At 75.4% G+C, this 13898-nt stretch carries 15 protein-coding genes and 1 pseudogene; 12 read left to right on the top strand and 4 right to left on the bottom strand.

Annotation, left to right across the window (positions count from 1 at the left end):
• Positions 1–195 precede the first annotated feature (195 nt).
• Positions 196–1464: an MFS transporter gene (locus ACWEO5_RS25090; RefSeq protein ID WP_452164531.1), complete on the top strand. Its 1269-nt coding sequence runs from the start codon at positions 196–198 to the stop codon at positions 1462–1464.
• Between the two features lie 48 nt (positions 1465–1512).
• Here the strand turns inward: ACWEO5_RS25090 and ACWEO5_RS25095 are convergent, their stop codons facing one another.
• Entirely contained in the window at positions 1513–1683 is a 171-nt protein-coding gene (locus ACWEO5_RS25095; protein WP_344557646.1) for a hydrophobic protein, read from the bottom strand.
• Positions 1684–1815: 132 nt separating this feature from the next.
• On the opposite strand from ACWEO5_RS25095, the gene ACWEO5_RS25100 reads away from it, so the two are divergent.
• On the top strand, positions 1816–1989 hold the full coding sequence (locus ACWEO5_RS25100) for a CsbD family protein (protein ID WP_452164532.1): 174 nt from the start codon (positions 1816–1818) through the stop codon (positions 1987–1989).
• A 343-nt stretch (positions 1990–2332) separates the two neighbouring features.
• Positions 2333–3502 carry an AI-2E family transporter gene (locus ACWEO5_RS25105; protein ID WP_452164533.1) on the top strand — a complete coding sequence of 390 codons (1170 nt, stop codon included), beginning with the start codon at positions 2333–2335 and terminating at the stop codon, positions 3500–3502.
• A gap of 25 nt (positions 3503–3527) precedes the next feature.
• On the opposite strand, the gene ACWEO5_RS25110 is transcribed toward ACWEO5_RS25105, so the two are convergent.
• Positions 3528–4478 (bottom strand): GlxA family transcriptional regulator, encoded by a 951-nt coding sequence (locus ACWEO5_RS25110; RefSeq protein ID WP_452164534.1) that lies wholly within the window; start codon positions 4476–4478, stop codon positions 3528–3530.
• 122 nt (positions 4479–4600) lie between these two features.
• Between ACWEO5_RS25110 and ACWEO5_RS25115 the strand changes: the two genes are divergently transcribed.
• Positions 4601–5497 carry an NAD-dependent epimerase/dehydratase family protein gene (locus ACWEO5_RS25115; protein ID WP_452164535.1) on the top strand — a complete coding sequence of 299 codons (897 nt, stop codon included), beginning with the start codon at positions 4601–4603 and terminating at the stop codon, positions 5495–5497.
• A 1-nt stretch (position 5498) separates the two neighbouring features.
• Here the strand turns inward: ACWEO5_RS25115 and ACWEO5_RS25120 are convergent, their stop codons facing one another.
• A complete protein-coding gene (locus ACWEO5_RS25120) occupies positions 5499–6377 on the bottom strand; it encodes a helix-turn-helix domain-containing protein (protein ID WP_452164536.1) in 879 nt (292 codons plus the stop codon).
• Positions 6378–6741: 364 nt separating this feature from the next.
• Between ACWEO5_RS25120 and ACWEO5_RS25125 the strand changes: the two genes are divergently transcribed.
• The 7 genes from ACWEO5_RS25125 to ACWEO5_RS25155 all read left to right on the top strand — a co-directional run bounded on the left by ACWEO5_RS25125 (position 6742) and on the right by ACWEO5_RS25155 (position 12265).
• Complete coding sequence (locus tag ACWEO5_RS25125) at positions 6742–7773, top strand: LLM class F420-dependent oxidoreductase (protein WP_452164537.1); 1032 nt, start codon at positions 6742–6744, stop codon at positions 7771–7773.
• Between the two features lie 162 nt (positions 7774–7935).
• On the top strand, positions 7936–8514 hold the full coding sequence (locus ACWEO5_RS25130; protein ID WP_452164538.1) for an AMIN-like domain-containing (lipo)protein: 579 nt from the start codon (positions 7936–7938) through the stop codon (positions 8512–8514).
• Between the two features lie 216 nt (positions 8515–8730).
• Complete coding sequence (locus tag ACWEO5_RS25135) at positions 8731–8937, top strand: hypothetical protein (RefSeq protein WP_452164539.1); 207 nt, start codon at positions 8731–8733, stop codon at positions 8935–8937.
• Complete coding sequence (locus ACWEO5_RS25140; RefSeq protein ID WP_452164540.1) at positions 8921–9442, top strand: DUF6879 family protein; 522 nt, start codon at positions 8921–8923, stop codon at positions 9440–9442. The genes ACWEO5_RS25135 and ACWEO5_RS25140 overlap by 17 nt, the downstream gene beginning before the upstream one ends.
• Positions 9439–10269 (top strand): helix-turn-helix domain-containing protein, encoded by an 831-nt coding sequence (locus ACWEO5_RS25145; protein ID WP_452164541.1) that lies wholly within the window; start codon positions 9439–9441, stop codon positions 10267–10269. The genes ACWEO5_RS25140 and ACWEO5_RS25145 overlap by 4 nt, the downstream gene beginning before the upstream one ends.
• 187 nt (positions 10270–10456) lie before the next feature.
• Complete coding sequence (locus ACWEO5_RS25150; protein WP_452164542.1) at positions 10457–11644, top strand: methyltransferase domain-containing protein; 1188 nt, start codon at positions 10457–10459, stop codon at positions 11642–11644.
• Between the two features lie 306 nt (positions 11645–11950).
• Entirely contained in the window at positions 11951–12265 is a 315-nt protein-coding gene (locus tag ACWEO5_RS25155; protein ID WP_452164543.1) for a hypothetical protein, read from the top strand.
• Positions 12266–12339: 74 nt separating this feature from the next.
• Here the strand turns inward: ACWEO5_RS25155 and sigJ are convergent, their stop codons facing one another.
• Positions 12340–13296 carry an RNA polymerase sigma factor SigJ gene (sigJ, locus tag ACWEO5_RS25160; protein ID WP_452164544.1) on the bottom strand — a complete coding sequence of 319 codons (957 nt, stop codon included), beginning with the start codon at positions 13294–13296 and terminating at the stop codon, positions 12340–12342.
• Positions 13297–13579: 283 nt separating this feature from the next.
• On the opposite strand from sigJ, the pseudogene ACWEO5_RS25165 reads away from it, so the two are divergent.
• Positions 13580–13898, top strand: a pseudogene (locus tag ACWEO5_RS25165) (hypothetical protein); the annotation flags it as partial.

Raw genomic sequence — 13898 nt, forward strand, 5'->3', positions numbered from 1 at the left:
GCCGTTCACACCGTTCACACGCTGACGGGACGCCAGACTGTGAGCCCCGGTCACAGGATGAACGCCTGTCTGGCTGCGCCTCCGGCCCCCGCCGACGATGGCGGCACCGGACGCCCATGCCCCCCGCGCGGCCGCACGCGTCCGCGGTCCGAGGACGCGCCGCGCGATCCGACCACGGACGAGGTGGTGGTCGCCGTGAGCGACGTCTCCGACCTGACCGAACGCGCCGGCCGGGCGCTGCCCGCCCCGGAGCCGCTGCGACCGCTGCGGTACGCCGGGGTGTTCGCGCTGCTGTTCCTGTTCGGCACCGAGACCTTCCTGGTCTCCCCGCTGCTGCCGACCATCGCCGACTCGATCGGCACCACCGAGGCCGCCGCCGCCTCCACCGTCACCGCCTACGTCCTGGTGTACGCGGTCTGCGCCCCGTTCCTCGGCCTGCTCAGCGACCGGTTCGGCCGCCGCCGCACCCTGCTCGCCGGCGGGCTGCTGTTCGTGCTGTCCAACGCGGCCGCCGCGCTCTCCACCGACCTCACCCAACTGGTGCTCTCCCGCGCCCTGGCCGGGCTCGCCGCCGCGGCCGCCGGGCCCGCGATCTGGGCGCACATCGCCGAGACCGCCCCCGAGGCGGTGCGCGGCCGCGCCCTCGGACTCGGCATGGCCCTGTTCTCCACCGGCCAGGTGATCGGCGTCCCGCTCGGCGGCGTCCTCACCGGGGCGGCGGGCTGGCGGGCCGCGTTCTGGGCGCTCACGACCGGCACCCTCGCCGCGGTCGCCCTGCTGGCCCGGCAGGTCGTCCCCGAGCGGGCCGTCCCCGCGCGGGCCGTCCCCGCGCAGGCCGTCCCCGTCCAGGGCGGCGCGGTGCGGGGCGGTGCCGTCCGGGCCGTCCTGGGCGCCTGGCGCGAGCCGGTGCTGCGCCGCGCCCTGCTGGTCAACACCGCCTTCAACGCGGCCAACCTCGGTGCGTACACCTTCCTCGGCGCCGTCCTCGACCGCCGCTTCGGCCTCTCCGTGCCGGCCCTCGGCCTGGTCGGCGTCCTGGTCGGCGCGGGCAGCGCGGCCGGCTCGCTGCTCGGCGGACGCCTCGGCGACCGGGCCCGCACGGCGGGCCGCACCGGTCGGCCGCCGCTCGCCCACTGGGGCCTGCTGCTGGCCGCCGGCATCGCCCTGGCCACCGCCGGACCCGGACTGCCGCTCTCGCTGCTCGGCGTACTCATCTGGTTCACCGCCGGCGGCGCCTTCGTCACCGACCAGCAGACCCTGGCCGGCACCGTCGCCCCCGCCCACCGCGCCACCTCCAGCGCCTGGCTCACCTCCACCATGTACGCGGGCACCGGCCTCGGCGCCTGGGCGGTCGGCGCCTTCTCCGACGTCACCCGCGGCGCCCTGCTGGTCGGCACCGCCCTGGCCCTGGCCGCGGCGGCGGGAGCGTGGCTGGTGACGCGCGGCCTGCGACAGCAGCGCTGAGACCCCGGGGACCCGGCCGGAACGCCGCGGCGGCGGACCGCGGACGGGTCACCAGCGGTACCAGCGGTGGCGACCGCCGGAGGGGTGCGCGCCGCGGGCCACGAAACCGATCAGCCAGAACACCAGGACGACCACGGCGACCAGCCAGAGGATCTTCACCGCGAAACCGGCGCCGAACAGCAGCAGCGCGAGCAACAGGACCAGCAGCAGGGGAACCACGACGACCTCCTGGGAATCGATTGTCGCGGCCTCTGCTGCCCGGGGCCGCGCCGGATATTCGCGGGAATCTTCCGGCGGATCCGGGGCACCAGACCGCCCGTCAGCGAGGAACCGGCAGTCAGGAGGCGGGACATGGCGATGAGCGACAAGGCCGAGAACACCGGCGAGAAGATCGAGGGCGCCGTCAAGAAGAACGTCGGCAAGGCCGTCGGCAACGAGCGCCTGGAGGCGGAGGGCCGGGCCGAACAGGCCAAGGGCGGCCTCAAGCAGGCCGGGGAGGACGTCAAGGACGCCTTCCGGAGCTGAGCCCCCGGACCCCGCTGCGCCGCAGGCGGCAGCGGGCACCGACACCGCCCCGGCGTGACCCCACACCTCCGCCGGGGCGGTGCGGCCGGTGAAGCCCACCCGGCCGCGCTGGCCCCGGACACCGCGCACCCTCACCGGCGGCGGGTCCGGGGCCCCGCCACATCCACGCCCCGCCCGGCGCCCGCCCCCGCAGCGCCCGGCTCCCGCCTCCATAGCACCCGGCGCCCGCCCCCGCAGCGGTCGACCGGCCGCACACGGGGCGTACCCGGTGCGCTTCGACCCGGCGCGCCGGGGCAACCGGACGGTGCCCACAGGCCCGCGAGCGGAACGGACCGACGAGACCATGAAGATGCCACCGGGACTGCGCGTCGTCACCACCGGCGCCGCCGACGGAATCCGCCGACGGCTGCTGGTGCCCCCCGACGCCGCCCCGACCGCGCCCGCGGCCGACCCGGCGCCGTCCGCGGCGCCCGGCCGGCGCACCGCCCCGACCCGGCTGCCCGGGTTCTCCACCGGCCTGCGACTGGCGCTCGGCGCGCTCACCGGCTGGTTCCTCTTCAGCCAACTGCTGCGCCTGGAGGAGTTCCTGACCCTGCTGCTGCTCTCCGGCTTCCTCGCGGTGAGCCTGGAACCGGTCGTCGCCGCGCTGTGCCGGCGCCGGCTGCGGCGCGGCTGGGCGGTGGCCGCCGTGCTCGGGGTCTTCCTGCTCCTGGCCGCGGGCTTCCTGCTGCTGGTCGTCCCCCCGGTGGGCCAGGAGGCCGGCGTGCTGGCCCGGCGCATCCCGCTCTGGCTGGACCAGCTGCACGACCACCACTCGCTGCCGGGCCGGATCGAGGACCGCTTCCACCTCGCCGAACAGGCCAAGAACGCCCTCGGCGGCAACGGCGGCCCGGGCCTGATGGGCGGCGTGCTGGGCGCCGGACGCCTGCTGCTCGACACCGTCACCTCGGTCACCGTGGTCGTCACCGTGACCCTGTACCTGATGGCCGGGCTGCCCGACATCAAGGAGTTCTGCTACCGCTTCGTGAAGGGCAGCCGCCGCGACCGGGCCCGCGAGCTCACCGAGGAGATCCTCAGCCGCACCGGACGCTACATGCTCGGCAACCTGGTCACCTCCGCGATCGCCGGCCTCGCCACCGCGGTGTGGTGCGCCGCCGTCGGCGTGCCCTACGCCGCCGCGCTCGGCGTGTTCGTGGCCCTGATGGACCTGGTGCCGATCGTCGGCTCCACCATCGGCGGCATCGTCGTCAGCCTGGTCGCCCTCGCGGTCTCCTGGCCGGTGGCCCTGGCTACGGCCGGCTTCTACATCGGCTTCCGCCTCCTGGAGGACTACCTGATCATGCCGCGGACGATGAAGTTCGCCGTCGACGTCCACCCCTTCGTCACCATCGTGGCCGTCCTGGTCGGCGGCGCGCTGCTGGGCATCGTCGGCGCCCTGGTCGCCGTCCCGGCCGCGGTCGCCCTCGGCCTGCTGCTCGACGAGTTCGTCTTCCCCCACCTCGACCACCGCTGACCGGCCCGCCGCCGGACTCCGGGGCCTAGCCGCGGCCGGGGTGCCGGAAGGCGCTGCGGTAGGCGGCCGGGGTCATGCCGAGGTGGCGGCCCAGGTGCTGGCGGAGGGACTCGCCGGAGCCGAGGCCGCTGCGGTCGGCGACCTGGTCGACGGTGAGGTCGGTGGTCTCCAGGAGCTCGCGGGCGCGCAGCAGGCGCTGCTGGAGCAGCCACTGGAAGGGGGTCGTGCCGGTCTCGGCGGCGAAGCGGCGGGTCAGGGTCCGCACGCTGGTGCGGGCCCGGGCGGCGAGGTCGGCGAGGGAGATCGGCCGGTCGAGGTGCCGCAGGGCCCAGACGCGGGCGGCGTCGAGCGGGGAGTCGGTGCGGGCGGGCAGCGGGGTGCTGACGAACTGGGCCTGGCCGCCCCGGCGGACGGGGGTGACGACGGCGGCGCGGGCGGCCGCGTTGGCGACGGCCGCGCCGTGGTCGGCGGCGATCAGGTGGAGGCACAGGTCGAGGCCGGCGGCCGAGCCCGCGCCGGTGACGACCCGGCCGTCCTCGGCGAACAGCCGGTCGGCGTCCACCCGGACGGCGGGGAAGGCGCGCCGCAGCTCGTCGGCGAAGGCCCAGTGGGTGGTGGCGGTGCGGCCGTCGAGCAGTCCGGCCTGGGCCAGGACGAAGGCGCCGGTGCAGATCGAGGCGATCCGCTTGCCCGCGGCGGCGGCCTCCCGGAGGGCGTCCAGCGCGGCCGGGTCCGCGTCGTGGCGGCTGTCGGTGGAGGGGACGACGACGGTGTCGGCGGCGGTGACCGCCTCCAGGCCGTGCTGGACCACGACGTCCAGGCCGCCGTACCCGGGCAGCACCCCGGGCTCGGGCGTGCAGACCGTGACGGCGTAGCAGGGGCGGCCGTCCGCGACCGCGGCGTCGAACAGCACCGAGGGCATCGACAGGTCGAAGGGCTTGACGGGCGGGACGGCCAGGACGGCGACGCGGTGCATGGCTGGATCCTTGGACTCCGTGGCTATCGGGCCACTGACCCTACCCCCTTGCGACGGGGCAGAGTTGGCCGGGCGGAGGGCCCCCGCGACCACGTTCCCCAGCAGAGCAAGGAGGCACCACCATGACCGGAGCAGTCGTCATCGGAGCGGGCGCGACCGGGGCCGCCACCGCCCGGCGGTTGGCCGAACGCGGCGAGCAGGTCCGCCTGGTGACCCGCGGCGGCAGCGGGCCCGAGCACCCGGGCATCGAGCGGATCGCCCTGGACGCGGGCCGCACCGCGGAGTTGGCCGAGGTGCTGGCCGGGGCGGACACCGTCTTCAACGCCGCCATGACCGCGTACCACACCTGGCCGCAGACCCTGCCGCCGCTGTTCGACTCGATCCTGGCGGCGACCGAGCGGGCCGGGGCCGACTACGTGATGCTCGGCAACCTGTACGGCTACGGGCCGACCGCCGGGCCGGTGACCGAGCGGACCCCGCTGGAGGCCCGCACCCGCAAGGGCCGGGTGCGGGCCGAGCTGTGGCGCCGGGCCGAACGGGCGCACGCCGAGGGGCGGCTGCGGGTCACCGAGGTGCGGGCCGGGCAGTTCCTGGGCCCGGGCGCGGTCTCGCCGTTCGCGCTGCTGGTGGCGCCCCGGGTGCTGGACGGCGAACTCGCCCTGGTGCACGGCGACCCCGACGCGGCGCACTCCTTCTCGTACACCGAGGACGTCGCGGCGGCGCTGGTCGCGGTCGCCCGCGACGACCGGGCCTGGGGACGGGCCTGGCACGCCCCGGTGATCACCGGCACGGTGCGGGCGGCCGCGACCCAACTGGCCGAGCTGCACGGGGCGCCCGAACCGCGCCTGGAGCAGCTCACCGAACGGGAGTTGGCGCTGCTGGCGTTCGGCGACCCGCTGTGGCGGGAGTTCGCCGAGCTGGGCTACATGGCGGAGCGGCCGTTCGTGGTGGACGACGGCGACCTGCGCGAGGCGTTCGGGCTGGAGGCGTCGCCGCTGCGCACGGCGCTGGCGGGCTGATTCAGCGGTGGGCCCCGGCCGCCGGCGGTGCGGACCCGCCGCCCGCCCCCGCCGCCGTCAGTTCGGTCATCCGGGCCGCGTCGGCGGGGGTCGCCGGGGTGAACAGGACGACCAGCGCGGAGGGGTCGTCCACGGGGTGGAAGGAGCTGAGGGTGAGGCGGACGGGGGCGAGGCCGGGCGGAGTGGCCCGGACGGTGCGGGCGGTGAGTTCGGCGACGGAGTGGCAGCCCCACCAGTGGTTCAGCTCGGGGGCGTCGTGCTCCAGGAGGCGGTAGAGCTCCCCGGTGCGCGGGTCGGCGAGGGCGGGCCCGGCCTGGGCGCGGAAGTGCTGGAAGACGTTCATCGCCAGCGGCTCCCAGTCCGGCAGGACCTCGCGCGGCCGGTGGTCGACGGCCAGCAGCCACATCAGGTTGCGGCGGTCGGCCGGGACGTGCTCGGGCGAGCCCCACAGCGCCGTCCAGGCGGCGTTCCAGGCCAGCAGGTCGAAGTGCCGGTCGAGCAGGGCGGCGGGGCTGGCGGGCCAGGAGTCGAGGACGGGGCGGACAGCGGCGGCCAGGCGTCCGGCGGTGCTGCGGTCGGCGTCCGCGGGGACGGGCTCGTGGTAGCCGGCCAGCCGCATCGCGTGCCGCAGGCCCGCCGCATCCAGGCGCAGGGCGCGCGCCACCGCCTCCAGGACCTGCCGGGAGGCGGTGACGCGGCCCTGTTCGAGCCAGGTGTACCAGGCGAGGCCGACGCCGGACAGCGAGGCGACCTCCTCGCGGCGCAGCCCGGGCGTGCGCCGCCGGGCGGTGGCGGTGAGCCCGACGTCGGCGGGCTGGAGGAGTTCGCGGTGGGCGCGCAGGAACGCGCCGAGTTCCTGGCCGGTGGCGGAGGTGGACACGGTGCTCGCTCCTCGTCGCGGGTGGTGCTCGGCTGCGTCGGCCCGTTCGGCCGGGCGGCCGGGGCGGCCGGGCGGCCGGGGTGAACGGGCCGGTCCCAGGTTAGGACGGGAAGGGGCCGGTTCCGGATCCTGCAACGAACTCCTCATGTGACGTCAACTCCCGTGCCCGTCCTGGCCGGTGCCCGCTTTGCCCATGCCCGTACTCACGCCCGCACCCGCCGGAGCCTATGACCGCGGGTAACAGCACGAACGCCTGGCTGGCTGCCCCGCGCCCCGTCCGCGAACCTCGGTCCGAACGACCCCGACGGCGCCGACCGCGCCCCGCCGACGGCACCCGCCGTCCGAACCGGAGGACCACCGCGCCATGCCCACCCCCGCCGACCCGGCCGCCGCGCCCCCGGCCGCCGCGCCCCCGCCCGCCTGGGGCATCACCCTGCCGCTGCCCGGCCTGACCCTCGACCGGCACCGCTTCCTGGTCGAACGGCTCCCCGACCTCGGCTACGACGACGTGTGGAGCGCCGAGGGCGGCGGCACCGACGCCTTCACCCCACTGGCCGCCACCGCCGCCTGGGCCCCGCAGCTGCGGATCGCCACCGGCATCGTCCCGGTGCACACCCGCGGGCCCGCCGTGCTCGCCCAGACCGCCGCCACCCTCGCCCAACTCTCCACCGGAGGAGTCCTGCTGGGAATCGGCGCCTCGGTGCCCGCGCACGTCACCGACATCAACGGCATCCCGTTCGACGAACCCTTCAAGCGCACCCGCGACGTGCTGCGCTTCCTCACCGCCGCGCTGCGCGGCGAACACGTCGCCGGCGACTTCGACACCTTCTCCATCGCCGGCTACCGGCTGCCCCACCCGCCCGCCGACCCGGTCAAGGTGATCCTCGGCGCGCTGCGCCCCGGCATGCTCAGGCTCGGCTTCACCGAGGGCGACGGCGCCATCACCAACCTGCTGCGCGCCCAGGACCTCCCCAAGGTGCTGGACGCGGTCGGCCCGCAGCCGCCCGGCAAGGAACTCGTCGTCAAGGTATTCGTCTGCCCCACCCAGGACACCGCGTACGCGCACCGCGCCAGCCGCCCGTTCCTGGCCTGGATCCTCAACCGCGAGCCCTACCGCAAGTTCCACCAGTGGCTCGGCAACGGCGAGTTGCTCGCCGAGACGCACAAGCGCTGGGCCGACGGCGACCACGAGGGCGCCCAACGCGCCCTGCCCGACGAGGTGGTGGACGCGCTGTTCCTGCACGGCTCCCCCGAGGAGTGCCGCGAGCAGATCCTCCGCTACCGGCAGCCCGGCGTCACCGCCGTCCAACTGTACGTCTCGCCGCCGCCGGAGGCGCTCACCAGCCGCACCCGGCTGCTCGACCTCCTCGCCCGGCTCGGACCCGCCGCCGGGTGAACCGCCGGGGGCCTGCGGCGGGCGGGCCTATTCGAGGAGGCACAGCGCGGGCTCGTCCGCACGGACAAGGATCCGTGCCCGAACGGTCGACACCTTCTCGTGCGCCGGCGCGTGGATAGTCGCGGGCCGGCCACCCGGGCCGGCCCGGATAGGGGGAACGACATGCGACGGTGGACCACCGCGCTGGCTGCCGTGATGCTCGCCGCAGGGGCGGCGGTGACCGTGGTGCCGGCGGCCTCGGCCGTCACCGAGGACTGCTCGGTCGTGTGGGGCAGCCTCGACCGGCAGGACCGGACGGTTCCGTACCAGACGCAGGCGCTGACGAACGTCCGCACCGGCGCCCACGAGTGCTTCGACCGCCTGGTGATCGACGCCCCGGGCACCTCGCCGGAGAACCCGCTCTCGTACCAGGTGGGCTACATGGGCGGCAACGTCATCTACCAGGACGCCTCCGGCATCCCGTACCCGGTGGCCGGCGGCGACGTCCTGCAGATCATGGTCGGCGCCAACACCTACGAGTTCGACCCCTACCGGGTGGTCTACCCGGTCAGGGCGGGCGACCCGCTCCCGGGCGTCGACCTCACCGGCTACCGCACCTTCGTCGACGCCCGCATGATCGGCGGCTTCGAAGGACGGACCCAGTTCGGCCTCGGCGTCCGGGCCCGCCTGCCGTTCCAGGTCTTCCAGCTCGACGGCCGGCTCGTCATCGACGTCGCCCACACCTGGGGCACCACCAGCTGACCCCCGCGGCAGCCCGGAGCTCCGGCCCGACGGGACACCCCGCCCGACGGGACACCCCGTCCGACCGGAGCTCCGCCGCTCCCGGACCCGCCCGGCCCCGACCGCGAGCCCCCGACAGGTTCGGTTTCCCGTTCTGGCAACTGTGATCCCTTGCCCCTCCCGCTTCGGCGCCGGGAGCATCGAACGTGTGACGGCCGAGCAGGGAGGGGATCTGCGATGCAGCTGACAAGGCTCGTGGGCGAGTGCGAGAAGGGCACCTGTCCGACGGTCTACGGTGTGGACGGGACGGGGGACCTGATCGTGCAGGGATGCGTGGTGGAAGACCCGGAAGCGCTGGAGGCCATTCGGCTTCCGGACGGAGAGGCCGCCGTGCGCGTTCCCGCATCGTTGATTCGGAGGCTCGCCGATGCGCATCTCGGGTGAGGAATTCGAGAGCCTGTTCGCAGACTTCCAGCGAGAAGCTTTTCGGCTGGAGACGCTGGACGACTACACCGGGTCCTCGAACGCCGAAAGCATCCGGGCGTTCCTGGCCGGTGAGCCGCAGCCGGAGGACTACAACCAGGAATGGGCCGACGAGGTGCGGGCCAATGTGCGGGCGGGCAAGCGGATGTACCGGGTGCACGTCCTCTCGCGGCCGTTGACGCCGTATCTCCGGTTCGAGCTCGGCTGGGGCTACACCAAGAACGCCCGCTCCGGCGAGGAGTTCTTCATCCTCGACACCACGGACGGGCCGAACCCGCTGGAGGACGTTCCCGACTTCTGGGCCTTTGACGGGACCACGGTGGTCACCATGGAGTACGGGCCGGGCGGATCGTTCCTCGGGGCGGACGCACAGCCGAGCGCGGCCGAATACCTGGAGCACCGGGATGTGGCGCTCGCGCACGCCGTGCCGTTCGCCGAGTGGTGGGAGCGGTACGGCAGCGAGTGAACGGCGTCGATCTGGGGAGAGCGCTGCGGGAACTGCGGGAGGCCAGTGGGAAGGAGGCCAAAGCGGTGGCCCGCACTGCTCTCATGTCTCCGAGCAAACTGAGCAAGATCCTGAACGGCAAGGCGGCTCCGAGCGTCACGGACGTGGAGCGCATTCTGGCGGCCCTCGAAGTTCCGCCCGAGGTCTCGGCGCGGCTCGTGGAGGCCGCCCGTGCCGCGGCCACGGAGACGACGGCGTGGCGCGTCTACCGGCGGACGGGGTTGCACCGGCACCAGGAGGAGATCCGGGCCGTGGAGTCCCAGGCGGAGTCCGTCCGGGTCTTCCAGGCTTCGTGCGTGCCGGGGCTGCTCCAGTCTCCGGAGTACGTCCGGGCGATCCTGCGGAATTCCGAACTCTCCGACGAGGGTCTGGAGAAGATGGTCGGCGCGCGGCTGCGCCGACAGGAGGCCCTTTACGAGGAGCACCGGAGTTTCCGTTTCCTGGTCACGGAATCCGTCCTCCGGTGGCGGCTGGTCAGGCCCGCGATGATGGCGGTGCAACTGGACCGACTGGTGGCGGTGTCGCGGATGTCGAACGTGTCCGTCGGGGTAGTGCCGTTGGGCGCCCGGGTGCCGGAGCCGCCGACGTGCTCGTTCGTCCTCTTCGACGCCAGGGCGGCGGTCGTCGAGATTCCTCATGCGGAAGTGACGACGAGGGAGCCCCGGGACGTCGAACAGTACGTTCGGAAGTTTCGAGCATTCGAGCAGGTGGCTCTGGACGGCGACGCGATGAGAAGCCTGGTCCAGGGCATCCGGGACGAGTTCTTGCGGGAACGGGAAACCGGCTAGGAAGCCTTTCCGGCCGGCCATACCGTGGGATTCACCAGGTCCGCCGATCCAGGGAGGTCGTTCTCATGCTCACGTCCAACGCCGAGGGCGGGCACGGGGGGAACCCCGCGCCGATCCAGCCGCCGCCGCCTCCGGCCCCGCCGTCGCCGGACGGCAGTGCGCCGCCCGGGAACGGGGGGCACCGCAAGTGACCGAGGCCCTCCGGGGGGAGGGGGCGGGCCGTCCCGGCTTCGGGCTGGGGCGGGTCCTGCTCTCGACCGGGCACCTGGCCGCGGACTGGGCCGGGACGTTCGACGCCGTGCCGCGTGCGCTGTTCACGCCGCCGCGGGTCTGGTCGCATGACATGGCGACCGGCGGCAGCGTGCTGGTGGACCGGGAGGCGGACCCGGCGGCCTGGCGGGCGGCGACGGAGGCCGACGTGCCGTTGGTGACGCAGTGGGACGACGGCGCGCACGATGGGGGCGAGCCGGGTGCCGTGCCGACCAGCAGTCTCAGTATGCCGAGCGTCGTCGCGTCGATGCTCCGCGACCTCGACGTGCGGCCGGGCCTGCGGGTGCTCGACGTGGGGACGGGGTTCGGCTGGAACGCCGGGCTGCTGGCCCACCGGCTCGGTCCGGGGCGGGTGGTGAGCGTCGAGTGCGACCGGGAGGTGTCGGAGGCGGCGGCCGCGAACCTGGAACGTGCCGGGCTGGAGCCCGAGTTGCTGGTGGGGGACGGCCAACTCGGCTGTCCGGAGCGGGAGTCGTTCGACCGGGTCGTCGTGACGTACGGCGTTCGGGAGATCGCACCGGCGTGGCTCGCGCAGTCCCGGCCGGGCGGGGTCGTCCTCGCGCCGTGGGGGACGGACTTCAGCCCGCTGGACGCGGTGGTCAGGCTGGTGGTGCGGCCGGACGGAACGGCGGAGGGGCGGTTCACCGGGCTGGTGGAGTTCATGAAGTCGCGCGGCCAGCGCCTCGCGTTCCCCGAACACGCCTCGTACGTACCGGAGTTCCCCGGGAGCGCCGACACCCGGTACCGGACGGCGCTCGCGGCGGACGCCCTCGGCGGCCACTGGGCGGTGCAGCGGTTCCTCGTCGGGCTGGCGGTGCCGGAGGCGACGCACCTGGTGCACCGGCAGGGGGACGGGACCACGGTGGTGTGGTGCTACGGGCTGTCGGACCGGTCGTGGGCGGCGGCGGTGTGGCCGGCGGGGGAGCGGGCGGGCGTGGTGTACCAGGCCGGGCCGCGGCGGCTGTGGGAGTCGGTGGAGCGGGCGCTCGCTTGGTGGGAGGCGCGGGGGCGGCCGGAGGTGGACCGGTTCGGGCTGACGGTCGGGCGGGGCGGGGCGGTGCCGTGGCTGGACTCTCCGGGAAGCGCGATTCCGCAGTGCGGTTGACCGTTCGGGTGGGGCCGGGGTCTCCCGAGGGATGGGATCAGGGCGGCCCCTGAGGCGGATGGGACGTGTGGGGACTACTCTCCGGGCCCGCACGGCCGCGGGCGCCGTCCTCCCGGCCGGGCGACCGGCGACGCTCGTCGAACAGATGGCCGCCACCTCCCACTGACCCGCACCGGACGGGCGAATCGGCACCCCCGTACCCCGATCCCCTTACCGTGGGCCTGTCGTGCGGCGCCGGACGGCGCGGTGCGGTGCGGATGCGTGCAGGGAGTGCGATGCCCCGCAGGGGCGCTGGGGGTGCGGACGGTGGCTGGGGAAGCGGTGGAGCCGGAGGGCGCGGACCCGCGGACGGAGGCGGAGCTGCGGGCGGCGTGGGCCACGGCGGGGGAACTCGCCGCCGAACTGCACGCCCTGGTGGGCGAGCGGCCTTCGACGGTCTGGACCACGGGCAACGCGGTGCGGGTCTCGGTGCGGCTGCGCAAGCCGCATGGCACCCGGCTCGCGATGTCGGTGCTGGCGGTCCTGGCCCGGGCCGACCGGTACGGGCACCGGAAGGGGCAGGGCCGGGAGCAGCTGTGGCTGGAGATCGGGGGAGTGCCCACCGGGGACCACGAGTGGTGACCCGCCGTCCCTGGCCCGGGGCCGACCGTAGCCGCTCCCGGCACCCGCCCCCGCCGGGGTCAGGCCCGCCGGGGTCAGGTCAGGGTGCCCAGCTTGTCGGGGTTGGAGACCGCGTGGATGCCGGCGACCAGGTCGCCCTCCGGCGCCAGGTCCAGGACCAGCACCGCGAACGGGCGGCCGAAGGCGGTGAAGGCCACCGCGGGCGCGCCGTTGACGGTCCGCCAGGAGCTCTCCAGGCCGGGGCCGGTCCGCACCGCCAGCGCCGCCAGCAGCCGGGCCACCTTGGCGCGGCCGGTGAGCGGGCGCCGTCCGCCGGGGGCCCGGCCGCCGCCGTCGCCGACCAGGGTCACGTCCGGGGCGAGCAGCTCCAGCAGTGCGGCCAGGTCGCCGCCCAGCGCCGCCGCCAGGAAGCGCTCGGTGACCCGCCGCCGGACGCCCGGCTCCGCCTCGTAGCGGGGACGGCGGTCCCGGACGTGCTCGCGGGCCCGCTTCACCAACTGCCGCACCGCGGCCGGGCTGCGCCCCAGCAGTGCGGCGACCTCGGCTCCGCTGTACCCGAACACCTCGTGCAGCACGAACGCCGAGCGCTCCAGCGGCGACAGCGTCTCCAGCACCACCAGCAGCGCCAGCGACACCGCCTCGGCCCGCTCGGCCGCCAGCGCCGCGTCCCCCGCCCCGCCGTCCGCCCCGTCCGCCGGGCCCACCAGCGGCTCCGGCAGCCACGGGCCGACGTACGTCTCGCGCCGCCGGGCGGCCGCCGCCCGCTGGGCCAGCGCCCGGTTCACCGCGATCCGCACCAGGTACGCTTTCGGGTGCCCGATCTCCCCGGCCGCCGGGTCGGCGGCCCGTGCGGACCAGGCCAGCCAGGTGTCCTGGAGCACGTCCTCGGTGTCGGCGACGCTGCCGAGCAGGTTGTACACCAGCGAGAACAGCAGCTTCCGGTGCTCGGCGTACGCCCGGGCGGCCCCCGCGCTGTCCGCGACGCCCGCCGCGCCCGCCGTGCCTGCCCGTCCCGCCGGGTCCCCGCCCATCCCGCCCCCTCGCCGGCCGTTCCGCCGACCGTGCCGTGCCGTTCCGTCCGCAACCGTGCACCGAAACCCTGCCACCGAACGCGGCCGTCCGCGCACCGGTGTGACTCGGCTCACTCCCGTCCCCGGGTCGGGCGCCCCGTACCCGAACAGCCGTCCGCGCACCTCAAGTAGGCTGACCGCGGCCGGAAATGACGGTGCCACGACGATCCGGGGAGGACCCGGGCCGCCCCGGCGCCCGCCCAGGGGGCCGGCCGACGGGGACGGACACGAAGGACAGGCACAAGTGGACAGCGACAACCGCGCCGATGCCCGAATCGACCAGGACCGGACGGCGGACCGGCCGACCGGACCGGCCCCGACCCCGGCCCCGGCAGCGGCGCCGACCCCGGTCCAGGCCCCGGCCCCGCAGGCGGACGGACCGCGACCGGCGCTCTGGCACTACCGGCTGGACGACGGGCTCGACCCCGCCGGACGGATCCCCGTGCACGCCGTGCGGGGCAGCACCCCGCCCGGCGACGGCACCGACCCCGCACCCGGCGACGGCTACCGCCCCAACCCGCGCCACGGCCGCCCGCTGCCCGCCCCCGCCCCCGCGCCCGACG

It is taken from the genome of Kitasatospora sp. NPDC004272, from assembly GCF_053603035.1.

Excerpts from the sequence above, each read along its gene's own strand:
- ACWEO5_RS25100 (WP_452164532.1), top strand. The coding sequence starts at position 1,816 with ATGGCGATGAGCGACAAGGCCGAGAACACCGGCGAGAAGATCGAGGGC.
- ACWEO5_RS25105 (WP_452164533.1), top strand. The coding sequence starts at position 2,333 with ATGAAGATGCCACCGGGACTGCGCGTCGTCACCACCGGCGCCGCCGAC.
- ACWEO5_RS25110 (WP_452164534.1), bottom strand. The coding sequence starts at position 4,478 with ATGCACCGCGTCGCCGTCCTGGCCGTCCCGCCCGTCAAGCCCTTCGAC.
- ACWEO5_RS25115 (WP_452164535.1), top strand. The coding sequence starts at position 4,601 with ATGACCGGAGCAGTCGTCATCGGAGCGGGCGCGACCGGGGCCGCCACC.
- ACWEO5_RS25125 (WP_452164537.1), top strand. The coding sequence starts at position 6,742 with ATGCCCACCCCCGCCGACCCGGCCGCCGCGCCCCCGGCCGCCGCGCCC.
- ACWEO5_RS25130 (WP_452164538.1), top strand. The coding sequence starts at position 7,936 with ATGCGACGGTGGACCACCGCGCTGGCTGCCGTGATGCTCGCCGCAGGG.
- ACWEO5_RS25135 (WP_452164539.1), top strand. The coding sequence starts at position 8,731 with ATGCAGCTGACAAGGCTCGTGGGCGAGTGCGAGAAGGGCACCTGTCCG.
- ACWEO5_RS25140 (WP_452164540.1), top strand. The coding sequence starts at position 8,921 with ATGCGCATCTCGGGTGAGGAATTCGAGAGCCTGTTCGCAGACTTCCAG.
- sigJ (WP_452164544.1), bottom strand. The coding sequence starts at position 13,296 with ATGGGCGGGGACCCGGCGGGACGGGCAGGCACGGCGGGCGCGGCGGGC.